21 protein-coding genes are annotated in these 20,529 nt (G+C 56.4%); 8 read left to right on the forward strand and 13 right to left on the reverse strand.

Annotated features, from left to right (window positions below; all coding sequences use genetic code 11):
• Positions 1-11: 11 nt before the first annotated feature.
• Together NJC38_RS23820 and NJC38_RS23825 are read right to left on the reverse strand one after the other, a co-directional pair.
• Positions 12-1,115, reverse strand: coding sequence for an alkene reductase (locus NJC38_RS23820; RefSeq protein WP_253117349.1), 1,104 nt, complete (start codon positions 1,113-1,115; stop codon positions 12-14).
• A 51-nt stretch (positions 1,116-1,166) separates the two neighbouring features.
• The gene (locus NJC38_RS23825) at positions 1,167-1,748 is read right to left on the reverse strand and encodes a TetR/AcrR family transcriptional regulator (RefSeq protein ID WP_253117350.1); all 582 of its coding nucleotides are present in this window, start codon (positions 1,746-1,748) and stop codon (positions 1,167-1,169) included.
• Between the two features lie 106 nt (positions 1,749-1,854).
• On the opposite strand from NJC38_RS23825, the gene NJC38_RS23830 reads away from it, so the two are divergent.
• A complete protein-coding gene (locus NJC38_RS23830) occupies positions 1,855-2,190 on the forward strand; it encodes a LysR family transcriptional regulator (protein WP_099491999.1) in 336 nt (111 codons plus the stop codon).
• Positions 2,191-2,299: 109 nt separating this feature from the next.
• Positions 2,300-2,932, forward strand: a complete 633-nt coding sequence (locus NJC38_RS23835; protein ID WP_010656563.1) for a TetR/AcrR family transcriptional regulator — start codon at positions 2,300-2,302, stop codon at positions 2,930-2,932.
• Positions 2,933-2,965: 33 nt separating this feature from the next.
• On the opposite strand, the gene NJC38_RS23840 is transcribed toward NJC38_RS23835, so the two are convergent.
• Entirely contained in the window at positions 2,966-4,168 is a 1,203-nt protein-coding gene (locus tag NJC38_RS23840; RefSeq protein WP_012724343.1) for a pyridoxal phosphate-dependent aminotransferase, read from the reverse strand.
• Positions 4,169-4,463: 295 nt separating this feature from the next.
• Between NJC38_RS23840 and NJC38_RS23845 the strand changes: the two genes are divergently transcribed.
• Together NJC38_RS23845 and NJC38_RS23850 are read left to right on the forward strand one after the other, a co-directional pair.
• A complete protein-coding gene (locus NJC38_RS23845) occupies positions 4,464-5,135 on the forward strand; it encodes an NAD(P)-binding oxidoreductase (protein ID WP_010656565.1) in 672 nt (223 codons plus the stop codon).
• Positions 5,132-5,797 carry an NAD-dependent epimerase/dehydratase family protein gene (locus NJC38_RS23850; RefSeq protein ID WP_253117351.1) on the forward strand — a complete coding sequence of 222 codons (666 nt, stop codon included), beginning with the start codon at positions 5,132-5,134 and terminating at the stop codon, positions 5,795-5,797. Before NJC38_RS23845 ends, NJC38_RS23850 begins: the two co-directional genes overlap by 4 nt.
• On the opposite strand, the gene NJC38_RS23855 is transcribed toward NJC38_RS23850, so the two are convergent.
• Positions 5,794-6,375, reverse strand: a complete 582-nt coding sequence (locus NJC38_RS23855) for a TetR/AcrR family transcriptional regulator (RefSeq protein ID WP_253117352.1) — start codon at positions 6,373-6,375, stop codon at positions 5,794-5,796. The two genes, NJC38_RS23850 and NJC38_RS23855, sit on opposite strands and share 4 nt — an antisense overlap.
• A gap of 153 nt (positions 6,376-6,528) precedes the next feature.
• Here NJC38_RS23855 and NJC38_RS23860 point away from each other — a divergent pair, with 153 nt between their 5' ends.
• Positions 6,529-7,404 (forward strand): LysR family transcriptional regulator, encoded by an 876-nt coding sequence (locus NJC38_RS23860; protein WP_046036268.1) that lies wholly within the window; start codon positions 6,529-6,531, stop codon positions 7,402-7,404.
• 72 nt (positions 7,405-7,476) lie between these two features.
• On the opposite strand, the gene NJC38_RS23865 is transcribed toward NJC38_RS23860, so the two are convergent.
• The 4 genes from NJC38_RS23865 to namA form a co-directional block, all read right to left on the reverse strand.
• Positions 7,477-7,914 (reverse strand): nuclear transport factor 2 family protein, encoded by a 438-nt coding sequence (locus NJC38_RS23865; protein ID WP_046036384.1) that lies wholly within the window; start codon positions 7,912-7,914, stop codon positions 7,477-7,479.
• A gap of 231 nt (positions 7,915-8,145) precedes the next feature.
• Positions 8,146-9,165, reverse strand: a complete 1,020-nt coding sequence (locus tag NJC38_RS23870; RefSeq protein WP_102060561.1) for an alpha/beta hydrolase — start codon at positions 9,163-9,165, stop codon at positions 8,146-8,148.
• A gap of 69 nt (positions 9,166-9,234) precedes the next feature.
• A complete protein-coding gene (locus NJC38_RS23875) occupies positions 9,235-9,618 on the reverse strand; it encodes a nuclear transport factor 2 family protein (RefSeq protein ID WP_010656571.1) in 384 nt (127 codons plus the stop codon).
• A 68-nt stretch (positions 9,619-9,686) separates the two neighbouring features.
• Positions 9,687-10,727, reverse strand: a complete 1,041-nt coding sequence (namA, locus tag NJC38_RS23880; RefSeq protein WP_046036266.1) for an NADPH dehydrogenase NamA — start codon at positions 10,725-10,727, stop codon at positions 9,687-9,689.
• Positions 10,728-10,839: 112 nt separating this feature from the next.
• Here namA and NJC38_RS23885 point away from each other — a divergent pair, with 112 nt between their 5' ends.
• Complete coding sequence (locus NJC38_RS23885) at positions 10,840-11,229, forward strand: helix-turn-helix domain-containing protein (protein ID WP_046036265.1); 390 nt, start codon at positions 10,840-10,842, stop codon at positions 11,227-11,229.
• 155 nt (positions 11,230-11,384) lie between these two features.
• Here the strand turns inward: NJC38_RS23885 and ggt are convergent, their stop codons facing one another.
• From ggt to NJC38_RS23910, 5 genes are all read right to left on the reverse strand, one after another.
• Positions 11,385-13,049, reverse strand: a complete 1,665-nt coding sequence (ggt, locus tag NJC38_RS23890; protein ID WP_253117376.1) for a gamma-glutamyltransferase — start codon at positions 13,047-13,049, stop codon at positions 11,385-11,387.
• Between the two features lie 249 nt (positions 13,050-13,298).
• Positions 13,299-14,558, reverse strand: coding sequence for a cation:dicarboxylase symporter family transporter (locus tag NJC38_RS23895; RefSeq protein ID WP_253117353.1), 1,260 nt, complete (start codon positions 14,556-14,558; stop codon positions 13,299-13,301).
• Between the two features lie 112 nt (positions 14,559-14,670).
• Entirely contained in the window at positions 14,671-15,096 is a 426-nt protein-coding gene (locus NJC38_RS23900; protein WP_010656575.1) for a VOC family protein, read from the reverse strand.
• 163 nt (positions 15,097-15,259) lie between these two features.
• Entirely contained in the window at positions 15,260-15,469 is a 210-nt protein-coding gene (locus NJC38_RS23905) for a hypothetical protein (protein ID WP_029612650.1), read from the reverse strand.
• A gap of 649 nt (positions 15,470-16,118) precedes the next feature.
• Positions 16,119-17,369, reverse strand: a complete 1,251-nt coding sequence (locus NJC38_RS23910; RefSeq protein ID WP_253117354.1) for an MFS transporter — start codon at positions 17,367-17,369, stop codon at positions 16,119-16,121.
• A 102-nt stretch (positions 17,370-17,471) separates the two neighbouring features.
• On the opposite strand from NJC38_RS23910, the gene NJC38_RS23915 reads away from it, so the two are divergent.
• Both NJC38_RS23915 and NJC38_RS23920 read left to right on the forward strand, forming a co-directional pair.
• Positions 17,472-18,476, forward strand: coding sequence for an AraC family transcriptional regulator (locus NJC38_RS23915; RefSeq protein ID WP_253117377.1), 1,005 nt, complete (start codon positions 17,472-17,474; stop codon positions 18,474-18,476).
• Positions 18,477-18,861: 385 nt separating this feature from the next.
• Positions 18,862-20,487, forward strand: a complete 1,626-nt coding sequence (locus NJC38_RS23920; RefSeq protein WP_253117355.1) for a methyl-accepting chemotaxis protein — start codon at positions 18,862-18,864, stop codon at positions 20,485-20,487.
• The last annotated feature ends 42 nt before the right edge of the window (positions 20,488-20,529 follow it).

Raw genomic sequence — 20,529 nt, forward strand, 5'->3', positions numbered from 1 at the left:
ATATAAGGGGATCAGTAGTTGCCGACAGGCCAGTCGGTGTAGCCCTTCGCGCCGCCGCCGTAATACGACTCGCGCGGTGCGATGGTCAGTTCGGCCCCACGACGCAAGCGCTCAACCAAGTCCGGGTTGGAGATAAACAGGCGGCCAAACGCTACGGCGTCGATCTTGCCTTGGGCGCGGCGCTCAATAGCCATGTCCAGGTCGTAGTTGTTGTTGCCGATGAAGGGCCCGTTGAACTGCGCGCTCAATGCGTCCATGTCCACGCCTTCCGGTACATCACGCGAGGTGGCGGTAGCGCCTTCAACGAAGTGCAGGTACGCCAGGGCGAAGGCGTTCAACTGCTGGATCAGGTAGCCGTACATCGCCATCACGTTGCTGTCAGGCGGCGTGTTGCCGGCGTCAGGCGTCACCGGCGACAAACGAATGCCAACACGGTCGTTGCCCCAGATCTTGACGATTGCTTCGGTCACTTCCAGGGTCAGGCGCGCACGGTTCTCGATGGAGCCGCCGTACTGGTCGGTGCGATGGTTGGTCGAGTCCCGTAGAAACTGGTCCAGCAGGTAGCTGTTGGCCGAGTGAACCTCTACCCCGTCAAAACCAGCACGCTTGGCATTCTCGGCAGCACGTTTGTACTGCTCGATGATCCCCGGGATCTCATCGGTTTCAAGCGCCCGTGGCATCGACACCGGGACGAAGCCGTTGGTGGTATAGGTGTCGCCTTCAGCCTTGATCGCGGAAGGTGCGACCGGTGCGGCACCGTCAGGTTGCAGCTCGACACTGGAGAACCGTCCCACATGCCATAGTTGGCTGACGATCTTCCCGCCGGCGGCATGTACGGCGTCCGTGACTTTCTTCCAGCCCGCAACCTGCTCCTCGCTCCAGATGCCGGGGGTGGCCGCGTAACCGCGGCCTTGCGCGGAAATATTGGTGGCCTCGGCGACGATCAAGCCCGCGGTGGCGCGTTGAGCGTAATACTCAGCGTGCAGCTCGTTGGGGATGCCATCTTCGGCATAGCGGCTACGGGTGACAGGCGCCATCAAAATACGGTTGGCGAGTTTCATCGCGCCCAGGTTGATGGGGGTGAATAAGTCGGTACGAGTGGCGTTGTCTGTCATGAAAGACCTCAATTAAATAGACCGGTCGTCTAGTAAGTTGGTAAAAAATAACTACGACAAAAGTCGCTTTGCCAGAGTCAGGGATGTTTCAAAGGCGTCGTCGCGCTTGCCGATCTTCATCATCAACGAAGCGCCGAGCCAAACCTGATAAAGCGATTGCGCAAGCGTCGAGCTTGGCGCCGTGGACGTGATCGAGCCATCGACAAACCCCTGCCCAATACAGCGCTCAAGCTTTGCGTGGATAGCCTGCGTGCCTCGGTCGAGCACCAGGCGCATGCCCTCCGAGAGGTCACAGACCTCGGCGCCTAACTTGACCACCAGGCACTTGTCGGTAGGCAAATCAGAGCACTGGGTTTGCGCCCAATACTGGAAGTAACTCAGCAGCCTTTGCGCGGCGGGTGCAGAACCCATCAACAGCGTGTCGACTGTTGCGAGGTAGTCGGAAAAATACTGCTCAAGCAATGCCTGACCAAATTCTTCCTTGGATTTGAAGTAGTGGTAGAACGAACCTTTAGGCACGCTCGCAGCCGCTACTACCTCAGCTAACCCTACGCTGGTGTAGCCTTTGTGAGTCATCAACGTCCTGGCGACATCCAGGATGTGTTGGCGTGTTTCAGAATGATGCTTTTTCATAATGCAGCCACCCTAATTAAAAATAGACCGGTCGTCTAGTAAATTTTAGAATAGGCTCACGTTCTACGACCAACGGCGAACGAAGACAAATGACAGGGTAAAGCTCATGAACACCCCTCCCCCCACGTCAACGTTCAACACCGAGTGCCTTGCGCAATTCAACCTCAATTGCCTGGTGATCTTCGCTGCGCTGTATCAGGAAAAAAGTGTCACCAGGGCGTCCGAGCGGTTGAACATTGGGCAACCTGCGGTCAGCAACAGCCTGTCCAAACTCAGGCTGGTTTTTCAGGACCCACTGTTTTTTCGCCGAAACGCAGAGATGGTGCCCACCGCAGTCGCCGATGATATTGCGAAGCATGTGATACCGCTATTGAGCGGTATTGGCCACGTGCTTGAGCGATACAACGTACCGGCCCTTGGGCACCCGTCACGGCCGAACTGAAAGCTCATAATTACGCTACGCAACCGAAAATTTCATTTTGTGTATCATTGGGCAGAACTTTCTTCCAGGCATGCTCGTCTGGCGATACGCCCCCAAGGTGCTGCACTCAATGACCAACTCCACCCCAATCTCTGTTCCACGCGCAAAAGGACGCCCGCGCGCGTTTGATCGAGACCAGGCTCTGCTGCAGGCGCTGGCAGTGTTTTGGAGGCGTGGCTACGAGCCGGCCTCTGTGGCGGAATTGTGTTCAGCCATGGGCGTCAGCCCTCCCAGCCTGTATGCGGCGTTCGGCAACAAAGCCAAGTTGTTTCTCGAAGCGGTTGCCTACTACGAAGCGACGTTCTGGGATGCCACGTGGGAGCGCATGGACACCGAGCCCGACATAGTGCTTGCCATCAGCGAGTTCTTCCACACCTCCGCGTCGATCTTGACCGAACCCGAGGCGCCCTGCGGCTGTATGGTCGTCCTCGCGGCAGTCAATGTCTCCGACGATGCCGGTGAAGTCACCGCGACCCTAAAGGCCTTGCGCCAGGAAGGCCGTGACTACTTACAGCAGCGCTTGGATCGCGCAGTGGAACAAGGTCAGCTCAAACCGGAAACCAACACTCGCCTGCTCGCCGCTGCCTTGAATACATTGCTCGAAGGCATGTCCCTGCAGGCACATGACGCTGCCAGCAGGGAAGATCTGCAAGGCATCGGCGCAACAGCCGTAGCGATGCTGAGCCCTTCCCTGTCAGCTTGACTGGAACCAACTCCGCCAAACCACGCGCTGCATTCAAGCAAGCTGTTTACACGCAGCCTTGATGCGCGCGCATGCCTGCTCCAGCAGCACCGTGGAGGTCGCAAAGGAGATGCGGAAATAACCCTCCAACCCAAACGCACTCCCCGGTACCACCGCCACCTGTGCGGCTTCGAGCAGGTACTGGCAGACATCCACGTCATTAGTCAGCACCGCTCCTGCAGGCGTTTTGCGCCCGTACAGCCCCGAGCATGAAGGGAAGAGATAAAAAGCGCCCTCCGGACGGCGACATACCAGGCCGGGAGTGGTGTTAAAAGCGTCCAGACAAAGATCCCTGCGCTGACGAAACACTTCATTGCGCTCAGCCAGAAAATCGATAGGCCCGTCCAGCGCTGCCACGGCAGCCGCCTGGGATATTGCGCAGGGGTTGCTCGTGGTCTGCGATTGAATGGTGGCCATGGCAGCAATTAAAGGTTTAGGACCGCCCGCATAACCAATGCGCCAGCCCGTCATAGAATAGGCCTTTGAAACGCCATTCACGGTCAGCACGCGACCATGTAACGCCGGCACCTGCGAAGCCAGCGTGGAAAACACCCAACCGTCGTAACTCAGGTGCTCGTACATATCATCCGTCAGCACGTAGACCTGCGGATGCTCCAACAATACGGCGCCCAACCGATCAAGCTCTGCCGCGCTATAACCCGCACCCGTCGGGTTGCTTGGCGAATTCAAAATCAGCCACTTGGTACGCGGCGTGATGGCTTGCTGGAGTTGCTCAGCGGTGATCTTGAAATGCTGATGGGCCGCGCAGCGGATTTCCACGGGCGTGCCCCCCGCCAGGCGCACCATGTCCGGATAGGACACCCAGTAAGGCGCAGGAATGATGACTTCATCCCCGGGGTTAAGGGTGGCCTGCAGCGCATTGATCAGCACTTGCTTACCGCCGGTGCCGACGCTGATTTCGTCTTTCGCGTAGGTGATGCCGTTTTCACGCTGAAATTTTCGAACGATCGCCGCTTTGAGTTCTGGAGTGCCGTCTACATCGGTGTAGCGGGTCTGGCCTGCATCAATCGCCGCCTTGGCAGCCGCATTGATGTGATCGGGGGTTGGAAAGTCCGGCTCGCCGGTTGACAGGCTGATGATATCGGCCCCATTGCGGCGTAACTCTGCCGCCTTGCGCGTGATTACCAGCGTTGGCGAGGGTTTAACCGCTTTCAGCAAATTTCCGAGCAATTGCATGGGGCCACTCTTTGAGCTTTTGTTGATGGTGCATCAATGCTAGCGGCCTCCAGCAGACAATTAAAACAATATATATGGATGCAATATATCAATTTTATTTGTTTATTCCGGACTGATTTTTTTGGCCTCTTGCGCCGATTGCACACAAGGCAGGTGCATGGGGCCAAATCTCCCAGGCGCTTGACAGTTTCTGTAGTGACCAATATAGAATAACCCTCAGCGTGCATTCGCCGAGCGCGTTTGGAGGTTCGCTTGAGGGGGACATTTTTGAAACATCGCCTGATCTGGAGGAACTATGCACTCAGTTTTTATCGTCGGTGGTTCGGGTAAAGTGGCCAGAAGCCTTGCTCGACAACTGGCAGACCGAGGCCATCAACCACATTCGTTATACCGTCATGCGGAACAGGCCGAGGGACTCGAAGCACTCGGCGCCATCCCCGTGGCGGGTAACTTGCTTGACCTCGACACAGAGGCTCTGGCCAAGCTGATGGCGGGCAGTGATACCGTGGTATTCGCGGCGGGTGCCGGCGGCAAAGGCGGCGAGCAGATGACGGATGCCATCGACGGTCACGGCCTTGAGCTGTCCGTAGCCGCGGCTGAGTTGGCGGGCATTCAGCGCTTTATTCTTGTGTCGGCGTTTCCAGAGGCATCGCGTGGAAAATCAGTTTCCGAGACCTTCGAAAACTACATGGCCGTGAAAAAACGCGCCGATGTGCACTTGGCCGCAAGCGATCTAGATTGGGTCATTCTGCGCCCCGGCACCTTGCTGGACTCACCCGGCAGTGGCAAGGTCCACGCTGGCCTGGCTATCCCCTATGGCGACGTGCCGCGCGACGATGTCGCCGCAGCCTTGTTGCAGATCATCGAACAGCCCGGCGTCAGTCGCGTCATTATCGAACTGACCCAAGGCAGCACACCGGTCAACGAGGCTATCCAGAGTTTTGTGCCGAATAGCACTCAAGCATGAACGAACCCACAACATTCAAGCTGCTACTGGTCGGCGCAAGCGGGCTGGTTGGCAGCCATGTACTGGATCTGGCCCTGTCGGATCCGCGCGTCGGCAAGGTCTACGCGCCAACACGCAAGACTTTGGCGGCGCACCCTAAACTCATCGCCACGCCCATCGATTTTGATCACTTGGACGAACAGGCTGATCGCTGGCAAGCAGATGCTGTGATCTGCACGCTGGGTACCACGCTTAAAACAGCTGGCTCCAGGGCAGCCTTCGAGCGAGTCGACCACACCTATCCATTGGCAGTGGCCAGGCTCGCACGCGCGCATGGAACGCCGACCTACGTGCTCAATTCGGCTATCGGCGCAGATGTGGGATCTTCGTTTTTCTATAACCAGGTCAAAGGCCGCCTGGAACAGGATCTGGCGAAGGTGGGGTTTGAATCGCTGACGTACGTGCGGCCGGGTGTCATCGGAGGCAAGCGTGAGGAGGTACGCCATGCAGAGCGTGCACTGATCCGGATGCTCAAACTTGCATCGCCGCTATTACCTGAACGCTGGCGTCTCAATCCCCCGGCGCTGATTGCGCGGGCATTGCTTGACGCCGCGATCAGTCAGGCCCCTGGCATTCATGTGGTGCCATCGGGCAGCATGACCAAGCCGGCCGATCGACACTAAGCCAACAAGCGTCGGCTCATATCAAGCGCAGCGTCAAAAGGCTCACGTGTTTTGTTGACTTTGACCAGCAACGACGCGCCCAACCACATCTGGTAAAGCGCTTCAGCCAGTATTGCTGAATCAACGGATGCTCTTATGGAGCCATCCGCTTTACCCTGCTCAACACAACGACTCATCCGCTCGATGATCAGGGCGGTACCCTTCTCAAGCACACCGCGCATGTTTTCTGACAGGTCACACACTTCCGCACCCAATTTGACTACCAGGCATTTTTGATCGGTGTGATCAAACGCCTGTGTCTCGGCCCAATAGCGTAGATAGCTCAGCAGACGTTCGGCGGCGGAGCCCTCACTGGCCAACTGCACATCGACACGCGTGAGGTACTCGTCAAAGTACTCTTCGAGCAGCGCTTGGCCGAACTCGTCCTTTGATCGAAAGTAGTGATAGAACGACCCTTTAGGTACACCCGCTGCCGCGAGCAGCTCGGTAAGGCCGACGGCGGTGTAACCTTTCTGGGTCATCAGCGACCTGGCGACATCGATGATGTGCTGGCGCATGTCATGGGCGGGTTTCTTCATAATGCCGCGCATGCTAGCAAAAAAATGATCTAGCGTCAGGCGCCCGCTAGAGTGCCTGACGTTTGTTCACCTGTATCGGAAGCAATTTTACGTAGCGCTTCAGCGACAAAAATATAAATATATTTCGAAGCAAAACATAATTATTATTTGAGCATGATCAAAGAACTGAAAACACTTATCGCTGTGGCGAGAGAAGGCACATTTGCGGCTGCCGGCAGCAAAATCGGCCTCACCCAAGCCGCCGTCAGCGCCCAGATGCAACGCCTTGAGGCGGAGCTAGGGGTACAGCTATTCGACCGTAAGGGACGCTCGGCTCAGCTAAATCGAATGGGTCACCAGGTTTTGGCGCAGGGTCAGGAACTGGTACGCCAATTTAAAGATCTGGGCTCGACATCGGTGGGTCTTCCTGCGAACGTTTTGGTCACCATTGGAGCGATTGCCTCGGTTCAGCGCTCCTTCTTGCCAGATGCCCTGGCTGAATTTCATCAACGATCTGCGCAATGCAGGACGCGAGTGCTCCCCGGCTTGTCGATGGAGTTGGTGAACCAAGTCGATTCAGGCGAAATCGATATGGCCGCGATAATCCGCCCGCCCTTCTCGCTTCACAGTGATCTGCGCTGGACAACCTTGGCGCGTGAACCTTACCGGCTGATCGTCCCCGCCGATATGCCGGGAGACGATTGGGCTGAATTGGTATCGAGCCAACCCTTTATACGCTATGACCGATCATCCTTCGGCGGACGCCAAGTTGATAGGTTTCTGCGACAAACCCATTTTTCATTACACGAAGTCTGCGAGCTCGATGAACTGGATGCAATCGTCAAACTGGTTGCAAACGGCGTTGGAGTCGCCTTGGTGCCAGAAACGGCCACCCGTGAAGAATGGCCTGCCGAGGTACGTGCAATCGACCTGAAACAACGTACATTCCATCGTGATATTGGTTTAGTGCACCGTGCACGCCGCAGTCTAACTGAGCCAGTAAAACTACTGGCTCAACTGATTACCGAGCATGCAGTGAAGAAGCATTAGATAAGTGCTGACGAGTACTTCGTGAAACTCACCTTCGATTTCGAACTCAATTTTCAGCGCTACCCTAACTAGTTAAGGTGCTTCATGGGTTTGGAAAATTTTGCTAACGACCGTCCACTTGCCTTCTACTTTCAGCAACTGGAAGAAGTCGGTGAAAGAGAGGCCTGACATGCCGTTGGCGTCGATACGAGCACTCGCGGCATTACCGACGATTTCAATACGAGTAATCGCGGCCTGCGCGTCGGGAGATGGACGGAAATTCTTGTCAATTCCCTCGAACAGGATTGGAATCGCGCCGCCGTCCAACTTGCCATCGGCACCGACGCTGTACATCGTCGCGTGTTCATTGAAAGCGGGTTTCATAATACTGCTCTTGGCCTGCTTGCAACCCTCAATATACTTGTTAAGCACCTCTGTAATAGCTTGATAGTCTTCTACATACGTAGCTTTGCTGACTGTTTTACTGCTGAGAACTTGTGGGCCACCTGGTGCGTTTTCCGCTTGAGCCATCGCACCAAAGGTTGAAATCAAGGCCAAAAAAAACAACTGCTTAATAGATATAACTTTCATTTAGTCGCTCTTCATAATGAGTGCAATTATTGAAACATGCTCAACCGCACAAACGCAGCAGAAACTCCGGAATTCGACTGTGCGCAAGCAGCTTCGCAATGAGATGACGAGGTGTTTTCAATGACGAAGCCCGCAGTTTCACCGTGACCTGCGGGTTCTTTGTTTTTGAAATTACTTGCTCAGGTTGATCTTAAGTTCCTGAGAAGCCTGCGCAATCGCGCTGCGCGGCGTCGGCAGATGGCTGAAGCCGTTCGACAGACCGAAATCGTGAATCATGCCGTTGTAGCGAACCGTCTTCACAGGCACACCCGCAGCGTCGAGCTTGCGGCCGTAAGCTTCAGCTTCATCGCGTAGGACATCGAATTCGGCTGTCTGGATCAGCGTCGGGGGCAAGCCCTTCAACTGTTCGGTCGTGGCCTGCAGTGGAGAAGCGTAAATCTGTTTGCGTGTCTCGGCGTCGGGTGCGTAATTGTCCCAGAACCAGGCCATCATGTCCTTCGTCAGGAAATAGCCGTTGGCAAACTCCTTGTACGACGGCGTGTCAAAATTGGAATCTGTCACTGGGCACAGCAACACTTGCGAGCGCAGTGCAGGTCCACCCTTCTCGTTCGCCATCAGGGCAACTACGGCGGCAATGTTCCCCCCAGCACTATTGCCGGCTACGGCGAGGCGAGTGCCGTCTACCTTGATATCTTCGCCATGTTCAGCGACCCATTTTGTCGCGGCATAGGCTTGCTCGGTGGCGACGCCATATGCTGCCTCTGGCGAGAGGCTGTAGTTGACGAAGACCGCCACCGCACCCGAGCCTACCACCAGGTCACGCACCAGTCGTTCGTGGGTCGGGAAGTCGCCCAACACCCAGCCGCCGCCATGGAAATACATGAACGCGGGCAGCGTCTTTTGTTGGCTACCGACCGGGCGCACGATGGTCAACTTCAGATCGCTGCCGTTGACGCGGATCGTCTTCTCACTGACATCAGCTGCTGGCAAGGCCACTTGAGGGGCAGCCTGGGCGCCCGCAAGCGCGGCACGGGCATCGACCGGCTTCATGGAATCGAGCGTCGGCACACCTTCAAGCGATTGCAAGAGTTTCGCCGTGTTGTGCTCAACTCCCGGGTATGTGGTGGCGGAGGCACTACCCGGCGCAAGAGTAACGACCGTAAAAGCGAGAGCGGAGGTAAGGGTTTTCATGACGGTTCCATTTGTATGGCTGAGTGCCGGGAAGCAATCAGCTACAGCAGACTCAAGGACGACAGAGGTTCAAGGCGCGACGTGGGTGTGAAAGATCTTGCTGACGACCGTCCACTTGCCATCGACTTTCAGCAGATGGAAAAAGTCGGTGAAAGAAATGCCTGACATGTCGTTGGCGTCGATGCGCGCGCTGGCCGCCGTACCGACAATCTCAATGCGGACGATAGCTGCCGGTGCATCTGGAGAGGGGCGAAAACCCTCATCAATCCCCTTGAACAGGATTGGAATTGCGCCACCGGCCAGCTTACCGTCGCCATCGACGCTAAACATGGTCGCTTGTTCATTGAAAGCTGGCTTCATGAGGCTGCTTTTTGCTTGCTTGCAGCCCTCGATGTACTGGTTCAGCACCTCGGTGACGGCTTGATATTCGTGTACGTAAGTAGGTTTGCTCATGGTTGACTCCTGCTTCATAGGATTGAGGATTAGCGCGCCCCAGCGGCGCGCGTTCGACGTGGACAAGTTCAGGCTTTGGTATCAAGCCATACAGACCCGTAACGCGTGTAGGCAGCAGGAATCTCAATGATTTCTTTCAAATCATCTGCTGCCGTGCGCACCCAGAACGGATCACGCAGCATTTGTCGGCCGACAAACACCAAGTCAGCTCGGCCGTTTTGCAGGATGTCTTCGGCCTGACGACCACTCTGGATGACACCCACCGCACCCGTCGCAATATGCAATTCTTTGCGCAGCAACTCAGCGGCCGGGACTTGGTAACCAGGATAGGTCTGCACCTTGATCATCTTGATCCCGCCGGAGCTGCAGTCGATCAGATCGACGCCCTGCTCTTTCATCCAGCGACCGTATTCAAGGAACGACTCGGGGGTATTCCCGCCTTCGGCGTAATCAGAGCTGGAGATACGAACAAACAGAGGGCGATCGCCCCAATGGGTTTTGACTTCCTCCAGCACTTCGCGCAGGAAGCGATAGCGACGCTTGGCATCACCGCCATATTCGTCGTCGCGGGTATTGGCGAGTGGTGAGAGGAACTCACTCAGCAAATAACCATGTGCGGCATGGATCTCAAGCACATCAAAGCCCGCTTCACTGGCACGTCGTGCGGCATCGCCGTAGAGCTTTACCAACCCCGGAATTTCCTCAGCCGCGAGTGCGCGAGGCACGGGGCTGGTTTCCGTGAACGGGATAGCCGATGGCGCGATGTGAATGAGATTGGGCAGGTCAGCGTTGCGCCCCGCATGGCCGATCTGAGCACCGGCTTTTGCACCAAAGCTGTGAAGCAGTTCGGTCAGCGCTTTCAAGCCGACGATGTGTGCGTCGCTCCAGATACCGAGGTCACCGGCCCCGATACGACCGTCGGCGTGGACTGCCAACGTTTCCGGGAAAATCAGCCCCGCCTGGCCCAAGGCGCGAGCACCGTAATGCACCCGATGCCAGTCAGTGACAAAGCCATCATCGGCAGCCATGTGCATGCACATGGGCGACATGACCACGCGGTTTTTCAGTTTAAGGCCTTTAATTTCATGAGGGGACAGCAGCAAACTCATCTAACTAATTCCATAGTGATCGATATGGAATAATGATAATGTGCATAGCCGATTTGCGTAAGTACGCACATTTTTGTGCTGTAGGTACATTTTTTATACCTAGGAGATCCCTTTGAAGAAATGCGCCCCACAGAGTGAAGTTGAAGCGTTTGCCTGTCCTGTCGCCTTCACAGTGGATGTCATCGGCGGCAAATGGAAATCGCTCATACTGTTCCATCTGATGTCAGGAACGAAGCGGTTCAACGAATTGCGCCGGCTGATGCCAGATGTGACCCAGAGAATGCTCACACTACAACTCAGAGAGCTGGAGACAGATAAGGTTATCCATCGCGAAATCTATCGAGAGGTCCCGCCCAAGGTCGAGTATTCCCTCACAGAATTAGGCAACACGCTTGCCCCACTGATCAGCGCGATGCGGGAGTGGGGAGCGGTGCATGAGCGTGCAATCCTGGCATTCAGGCGCGCTGAGATTGATGCAAATTCATTTGAATCGCTCGCCTAACTTTAGATTCTTCTCAGGCAAGCGAACGCCTCAGCGCAGGATAAAGAACTAGCACTGGGGCGTGGGCTCTGGTGGATCTCGATCCACCTGGATGACCACCCCTTACCGAGTGCTTCTGCCCAAATGCTCGTATGCCAGACGAGCGGATTGGCCCGCTACTTGGCGATGGACGTGACGCCCCTCCCCCTGGGATCAGATACGGGTTCAGGCACGCCGTGCTCAACGCGGATTGCCTGAATATCACCGTTGAAGCCTTGGTTAGCCAGGTAGTAGCCAGCGACGTCAAGGTCCGCCGCCAGTTGCCCGGAAATCGGCGCGTAGGGCTCCCAGAAGATCGTATTGGCAGGCAGCAACTGGTGGTGAAAGCGCATCGCACCCACCGCGTCTTTTAGCCCTAGGTGGAAGTCATACACGTTACTGACAACCTGAAAGATCGACGTGAAAATCCGCGAGCCACCCGGTGTACCAATGACCAGGGCGACCTTGCCGTCCTTCAGGAAAATCGTCGGAGTCATCGAAGACAATGGCCGCTTTCCGGGTTCGATAGCATTGGTATCAGTACCCACGACGCCCATCTGATTGGGCACCCCCGCCAGTGCCGAAAAGTCATCCATCTCATCATTTAGCAAAATGCCGGTTTTTTCCGCGACTACACCGGAGCCGAAAAAGCCATTGAGCGTGTAGGTGTTGGAAACGGCATTGCCCCATTTATCGACGATTGAGAAGTGCGTGGTCTGGGGTTTCTCCGGCGATTCGATATTCAAACCGGCGACGACCTTATTGGTGTCCGAAGGGACCGACAAATTGACCTGCGACGCCCGGCCCGCCAGGTAGTGTTCGTCGATCAATTCATGCACCGGCACCGTATAAAAATCCGGATCGCCCAGGTACTGCGCCCGATCGGCAAACACACGCTTCTCGATCTCCGCCACCAGGTGCATATAGCGCGCGGAATTGAGCGGCACGCCCTGGAAATCCTCGCGGCGCATCTCTTTCATCTTCAACAGTTGCACCAGCGCGACCCCGCCGGAGCTGGGCGGTGGAGCGGTGACAATCTGAAAGCCATTCCAGTTGGCTTGTATCGGCGTACGCCACACGGCTTTGTAGTCGGCCAGGTCCTGCGCGCTGATCAGGCCGCCATTGGCACTCATATCGGTCACGATCAGCGCAGCGGTTTTACCAGCGTAAAAACCTTTCGGTCCCTGCGCGGCGATGCGCTTGAGAACCGCCTCAAGTTCAGGCTGCTTGAAGGTGGTTCCTGCCTGCAGCTTGCCGAAATGTTCAGCGAAGTTGGTTTTACCGGCGAAGCGTTTAGCGTTTTCGCTTGCAGCAATACTGGCCAGTGCGTCATCGACGACGAAGCCGTGGTGCGCATAGCCAATGGCCGGCTCGATAAGCTGCGCCCATTTGAGCTTGCCAAAGCGCTTGTGCGCCTCCCACATGCCGGCGACCGTGCCCGGCACGCCCACCGACCGGTGGCCGATCACACTGCCTTGCGGTTGGTCGGCAGCAATCACTTTTTTACCCGAGCTGTCGACGAACATGTCTCGCGTCGCTTTCAGCGGCGCACGCTCGCGGTAATCGAGAAAGTAGGGTTTGCCCTTGTAATAAACGGTCATGAAACCGCCGCCGCCGATATTCCCGGCTTCGGGGTAGGTCACGGCCAGGGAAAAGGCAACAGCGACGGCCGCATCCACGGCATTCCCGCCTTTGGCAAAGATTGCGTTGGCGGTGTTCGCAGCGATTTGGTCAGGTACGGCCACCGCAGAGTGCGTCAACGCAGTGCGTGGGCTGGCGATTGCCGGTTGATAGATACCCATAAATAGCAACATCATCCACAGTGCGACGCAGCGACGCGTCCGATAGAACTCTGATTTCTTGCACATAGACCACCTGTTTTTTTTATAAATAATGGCAGCACAGTGGCAACTAACAGGGCGCGATTCGTTATCGGAACTGGGCACCCCGGCGCCTGAAAAGAATGAACACGCAACAATTTCTTATTGGTTTATCAGCCAAAAAAAGAGCCCTCGACGCGGTTAACGTGGAAGGCTCTTGTGTGTCACTGATTAAGCGTTCTGTTCGCCCCCTACAGCGCTTTTTCGCTCCAAGGGTGCTTTCTCCCACTTGGCGATAACCAGGGGTGCAATTGCATTACCCAGCACGTTCAAGGTGGTAGTGCCGCTGTCGATGATCCGGAAGATCCCGGCAATCAACGCGACCCCTTCCAGCGGCAGCCCGGCAGATGCCAAGGTGGCCGACAGAATGATGATGGCAAACCCAGGTACACCCGCAGCGCCCTTGGACGTCAGCACCATCGTGACCACCAGCAAAATCTGCTGAGTCAGTGACAGGTCGATGCCATAGAGCTGGGCAATGAAGATCGTCGCCACCCCGAGGAAGATCGAAGCACCGTCCAGGTTAAACGCATAACCCACCGGCACCACGAAGCTGACGATTCGCCGAGGCACGCCGTAGGCTTCCAGCTTGGTCATCAACTGCGGCATGACAGCCGCAGAAGCTGCACTGGAGAAGGCCAGAATCAGCTCATCGCGGAAGTACTTGATCAACTTGAAGACGTTTTCGCCGATCAGGTAGCAGATACCGCCGAGCATCACCAGGGCAAAGGTAATCAGCGCCAGGTACACCACACCGATCAACTTGAGCAACGGCAGCAACGAGGCAAATCCGAAGGTCGCTACAGTGGCGCCGATCATGCCGAATACACCGATCGGTGCGTAGGCCATGACAAACGACACCACCTTGAACATGGCGTCGGAGAAGCCCTGCACAACCGCTACAACCGGCGCACTTTTGGCTTTGGGCAACGTGTTCAACGCCATGCCCAGCAGCACCGCAAAGAACAGCACCGACAGCAACTTCCCTTCCGACATCGCGACAATCACGTTATCGGGCACGATGTTCTGCAGGATGATCAGCGCGCCTTTCGACGGCTCCATATGCACGGCTGCTGCGTTGTGCGCGATGCCCGCGATTTCGGTGCCTTTACCCGGCTCGAACAGGTTGGCGAAACACAAGCCGAGCACGATGGCGAGGCTGGTGATTGCAAAGAAGTAGATCAACGACTTTGCGCCCATGCGCCCGAACGATTTGTTATCACCGCCCCCGGCAATGCCGAGGATCATGCAGCAGAAAACAATCGGCACGACGACCATCTTCATCATCTTGATGAAGATATCACCGAGCGGTTTAAGGATCTCGGTACTGACCCACACTTGATTTTCCGGGTGGGTATTGAAATACCAACCCACGAGCACGCCAAGCAACAGCCCGGCAACGATTTGCCAAACTAAGGGGATACGTTTCATGTCTAGCCTTTTTGTTGGAATGAAAGGACTGCGTGACGGCAGTAGCTAGATTCATGAGCTTCCAGCTCATTTATGTTTTCTGGAGCACGCTTTAACGTGCTCCAGATTTTTATTATTTTGCGAAGAGCTGGCTCATATCCTTGAACGCTTTGAACTCAAGCGCGTTGCCGCACGGGTCGAACAGGAACATGGTGGCTTGCTCGCCGACTTGGCCTTTAAAGCGAATGTAAGGTTCGATAACAAACTTGGTACCGAAGGATTTCAAACGCTCGGCCAGTGCTTCCCATTGAGCCCATTCCAGAATGATGCCGAAGTGCGGAACCGGTACGTCGTGGCCGTCTACCGGGTTGCTGTGCACGCTTTCCTGAGAAGCAGTTTTCGGGTGTTCATGGATGACCAACTGGTGGCCGTAGAAATCGAAATCTACCCACTGCTCGCTTGAGCGGCCTTCGGCAAGGCCGAATACCTCACCGTAAAAGGTGCGCGTAGCTGCCAGGTCATACACAGGGATTGCGAGGTGGAAAGGAGAAAGACTCATCAGGACTCCGATAACAATTTTTATTGGTTTGTGGTGCCGGACACCGTGGTCGCTGCCCGACGTTTTTTGAAGGTGGATTTATGCTAAAGCCGAACCAACCTAAAAAAAATCAATATAAATTTTTCACAAACACAATTTTATTTTGTTAATTGGGGATCTCTTTTTACTGCTCCCAGGCCGCCTGAATCGCATGGGTAATTTGATCGACAAACACCCTTGTCTTCGTCGGAACCAATCGCCCCGGGGGCATCACGGCATAGATCCCACCCGGTGCCGGGCCTTCCCATTGCCTCAATATTTGTACAAGCGTGCCATCGCGCACCGCCGCCCCGGCCTGCCAATCAGGCGTCAGAATGGTCCCTGCGCCCTCCACAGCAGCCTGTAAAAGCGCCTCCGAATATCGGAGATCAGCGGCACCGTCTCAATGCTGATTCCGTGTCTAGGCGCCTGGTGGCGATGGACACGCGGATCGATCCCCCTGGCAACCGCGTATTGCAACATCGCGCAGAGCATGAGCATCTCGCGAGCCAATTTCTGGATAGATGCAGAGAGACAGACCCGAAAAGTCCGCTTAGGGATATCAACTCAGAACCCTCTTCCGAGCGACCACGGATTTGCCCCATTCGGGTTGCTCATCTAGTATATGGAGGCGCACTGAATACCAGCCACGGCCACCCAGGTCCGTGTCGGCAAACGCCGTTCGCGATCGCTCGTACGCCCGGTGTGAATGGGGGCATAACTGGGGGCATAATTCGTTTTTTTCAGGCTGTAACTACCGCCCTAGAGCCCAGTAAAAATGTTTTTTGGGGATCCAGATAGTCTCTGACCTACACCTCCCTGCCATCAAACGTTGCCCACCTGGATCACGAACACACCGTACCCTTCCGGCTATCGCATCGAACAGGTGTCCGTGCTGTGTAACTCAACCTGGCAAAGACGTGAGGCGTACTTGGTGAGACGTCGTATCGTTGCCGGGTTAACTCCTGATCACGGACGGGATCAAGACGATTTGGCAAACCGAATCAAAGATGCAACGCAGGCTTGGGCTGGCCAACGCCATGGCCAGATGGGACCCGGACCCGCAGCGCAATCAGCAGCGCGGCCAGCAGCATCAACACGGCCGCTGCGACGAATACGCCTGCGCTGCCACCGAGGCTGAACATTGCACCGCCAGCGGCGGCGCCTGTTGCGATGGCGGACTGCACAGATGCCACCACCATGCCCCCGGCGCTTTCCGCCTGATCGGGGACCGCACTGGCAACCCAGTTCGACCACGCCACCGGCACACCACCAAAGGCCAGGCCCCAGACCGCCAGGAGTATCGCCTGCCCCGGCACCGAGGCCGGCAATAGCACCAACGCCAGTGCTGCAATACCGACCAGCGCGGGCATCAATACGAGCGTGGCCAGCGGGTGGTGCTCCAGCAGTTTCCCGGCCAGCAGCGTGCCGGCGAAGTTTGCCACGCCGAAGCCCAGCAGCATCAGTGACAGCCCTTGCGGGCCGATGCCGGTAGTCCCTTCAAGCAATGGCCGAACATAGGTGAACATCGCAAAGTGGCCGCTGTGCACCAGCACGCAACCAAACATGCCCATGGCAATGCCCGGACGCTGCAACACCTCGAGCACGGTGCGCAGACCTGCCGGCCGGCGCGGCGCAAGGGGTGGCAGAGTGAACGACTGGAACGCCAAGGTCACCACGCCAACCGCCGCCGCTGCAAAGAACGCGCTGCGCCAGCCATACAACCCGCCCAGATAGCTGCCCAGCGGCACGGCAACGACTGTCCCGATGGCAATGCCGCTAAAAATGATCGACAGCGCCCGTGGCAACAAAGCGCTCGGCACCAAGCGCATCGCGACCGCCGCCGCCATGCTCCAGAACCCGCCAAGGGCAATACCCAGCAAGATACGCATCAACAACAGCACCGCGAAGCTGGAGGAAACGGCGACCAACAGATTGGAGGCGACCATCAACGTGGAAAAGCCCAGCAACACCCAACGCCGGTCGATACCACGGGTCAGGCCTGGCACCAACAGGCCGGCGAACAGCGCGACGACTGCTGTCACCGTTACCGCCTGGCCAGCCAGCGCTTCGGACACGCCAAGGTCAGTGGCCATCAGCGTCAACAAACTGGCCGGAAGGTACTCAGCGGTCAGTAACCCGAATACCCCCATTGCCAACGAAAAGACCGCCAGCCACGCGGGGGTCGCAGGCTCTACATCCAACCCGACGCCAGTATGGCGGTCGGGTACGGCCTTACATGCACAGTCATTCATCGTACGGATCTCCCAATCTTCATTACGAACCGAAGTCTAGGCGTCCGAATCCGGATGATCTATGATTGAAAATCTCTGTTTTTTGACCAAAACACCTGAATGATGCCTGCAGACCAGTTTGCTCTTTCCTCGGACCTCATTAACGAACTGTTGCGCGGCATGCGCCTGCGCGGCGTCGAATACCGGCGTATTCAGGCAGGCCCTACCTTCGGCTTGGGGTTCACGGAAAAACCTGGGCACGCCTGGTTCCACTTCATAGCCGTCGGCAATGCGGTGCTGCAAATGGAGGATGGCACCCACTACGCGCTGTCTGCCGGCAACGCCGTGTTCATCTCCCATGGCGCAGCCCATCAACTGCTTTCGCACCCTGGCGCGCCGGTTCTAGACATTAACCGCCTGGACGGCGCCCCGCTCGGTGACACCGTCAGCGCAGTGGATACCGGAGCCGATGCCAGGCCCACGCCAAGCACTACGTTGTTCAGTGGTTGTATGGAGTTTGAACTGGGCAGCATCCATGGCCTTGGCCGGCTGATGCCGGGCGTGATGCTGATTGATGCCGGCGGTCAGCGTTACCCCGGTCTGGTACCGATCCTGACAACCATGGAACGCGAGGTTAGCAGCGCACGGGTCGGCTTCGCCGGTATCCTTGCGCGTTTGGCCGACGTGGTGGCTGCCATGGTCGTTCGCGGCTGGGTGGAATGCGCCTGCGGCAATGCTTCAGGCCTGGTCGCCGCCTTGCGCGATCCACGCCTGGCTGGCGCACTGCTTGCGCTCCATCAGCAACCGGGCCGCGACTGGACTGTTGCGCAGTTGGCAGCGCACTGTAATACCTCACGTTCGGTGTTCGCGGAGCGCTTCCAGGTGACGATTGGCATGGCCCCGCTGCGCTATGTCACCGAACTGCGAATGCGGCTTGCGAGCCAGTGGCTGACCCTGGAAAGGCTGCCGATTGAAGAGGTAGCGCAGCGTCTGGGCTACACATCGCAGGCCGCTTTCAGTCGTGCCTTCAAGCGCATTACCGGCAAAACCCCCGGATTAAGCCGTAAGGTGAGGCAGCCCGCTGTTACTCGCAACCGAGCGCAAGTCGTTGATGATCCATGCCTATGACCCATTCACGACTCCAAATCCAGAGTGATTGTCTCCTCATGGATCAACGACGAGAACACCTGAGATCAACTGACGGCCGGATTGGGGTTTCTGCGAAAAAATCGCAAACTGATAGTTTTTGCGAATATCACTGCCCTCATTGAACCTATACCGTTGCCACGGAAATTTTGCCGTCCTCGCCAGCCACCTTATTGGCGTCAAAAAATAGAATTAAATATCTCCTCAACAATTCCCTAACGCCTGCCGATAGAAGTAACAAGGTGTTACGAACGCAGATCCTCTTGTCTAAACGTCGGTTTAACAAGGCAGGATCCTACAGGGCAGGTTGCGGCGTAACGGTTAGGGCATGAAGCGCTTTTGCTGTTTACTTCACTGAGAAAAATTTATGTCTATAAGAAACATGAATATCGCTCCACGGGCGTTTCTTGGTTTTGCGTTCATTGCTCTATTGGTCGTCGCGCTGGGGCTTTTTGCGCTGAACCGCATGAGCCTGATCCGCCAGGCCACGGTCGACATGGAAACCAACACCATGCCGAGCATCACGCTGATAGGCAACGTTAACGAAGCCGTACTGCGCCTGAGGGTCCTTTCGTTACGCTTATTGGTCAATCGCGAACCTGAAATGCTGCAGGAAACCGATCAGCGAATTGCTGAAGTAACGACCCAATTGCAAACGGCCAAGTCCGCTTATAGTGCGCTACCGGCCGAGGCGCAAGAGAGAGCTACTTATCAACAGTTCGATACAACACTGACTCAGTATCTTGGGTTACTCAATCAGGCATTGCAGCTGTCGCGTGAGAACAAGACCGAAGAAACCCGGACCATGATTAACACGGGTATGCGACAAACTTCTGACTTGATGACCAAACAACTCAAGGATCTGGTTGATATCAACCGAGCCGCTGCTATTGCAGGCTCTCAAATAGCTGGGCAGCAATATGACGGTGCAACGGTTGCCATTATTGCCGTGGCGATAATTGCATCAATGATGACGGTCCTGCTCGCCTGGTTACTGACCCGCAGTATTGTGGCGCCTTTGTCGCGAGCAGTGAGCGTTGCTCAGGAAATCGCAGCGGGCAACCTGACCAAACACATTGAAGTCGATGGCAAGGACGAGCCGGCGCGATTGCTTGAAGCGTTGGTGGTCATGCAGCAGAACCTGCGCACGACTATCCAGATGATTTCAGGGTCGGCCACGCAATTGGCCTCTGCCGCAGAAGAGTTGAGCGCAGTCACTGAAGAGTCGTCCCGTGGTTTGCAAAAGCAAAACGATGAAATTGAACAGGCAGCGACTGCCGTGAACGAAATGACCGCCGCTGTCGAGGAAGTTGCGCGCAATGCCGTGTCCACCTCCCAAGCTTCAGAGCAGTCAACGGATACAGCGCGTCAGGGTCGCGACAAGGTCGTGCAGACCGTACAAGCAATTCAGGCCATGACCCAGGATGTGCAGACCACCTCCAACCTGATTGAAGGCCTGGCAGAACAGGGCCGGGACATCGGCAAGGTGCTGGATGTGATTCGCTCCATTGCCGAGCAAACCAACTTGCTGGCATTGAACGCGGCAATCGAAGCTGCAAGGGCTGGCGAAGCAGGTCGTGGCTTTGCGGTGGTGGCCGATGAGGTTCGGGCTTTGGCCCACCGTACGGCGCAATCGACTCGAGAGATCGAACAGATGGTCGCCGGTATTCAAAGCGGAACCGGCAATGCCGTGCAGTCGATGAGTTTGAACACCAGCCGCACGCTTACCACCCTGGAGCTTGCCCGGGCTGCCGGAGAAGCGCTTGAGCAGATCACCGAAGCCATTTCGAAAATAAACGAACGCAACCTGGTGATCGCCAGCGCCTCGGAAGAGCAGGCCCAAGTGTCTCGCGAAGTGGACCGGAATCTGGTGAACATTCGTGACCTGGCCACTCAGTCGGCAGCCGGGGCCAATCAGACCAGTGCCGCCAGTCATGAGTTGTCGAGATTGGCAGTGGCCCTGAACGGCATGGTGGCACGCTTTGTGTTTTGATTAGCGCTTGACTGAACAAGTGCGGCTGCAGTCATGAGTCTG

The sequence above is a fragment of the Pseudomonas sp. 21LCFQ010 genome, from assembly GCF_024129905.1.
Lineage (GTDB): Bacteria > Pseudomonadota > Gammaproteobacteria > Pseudomonadales > Pseudomonadaceae > Aquipseudomonas.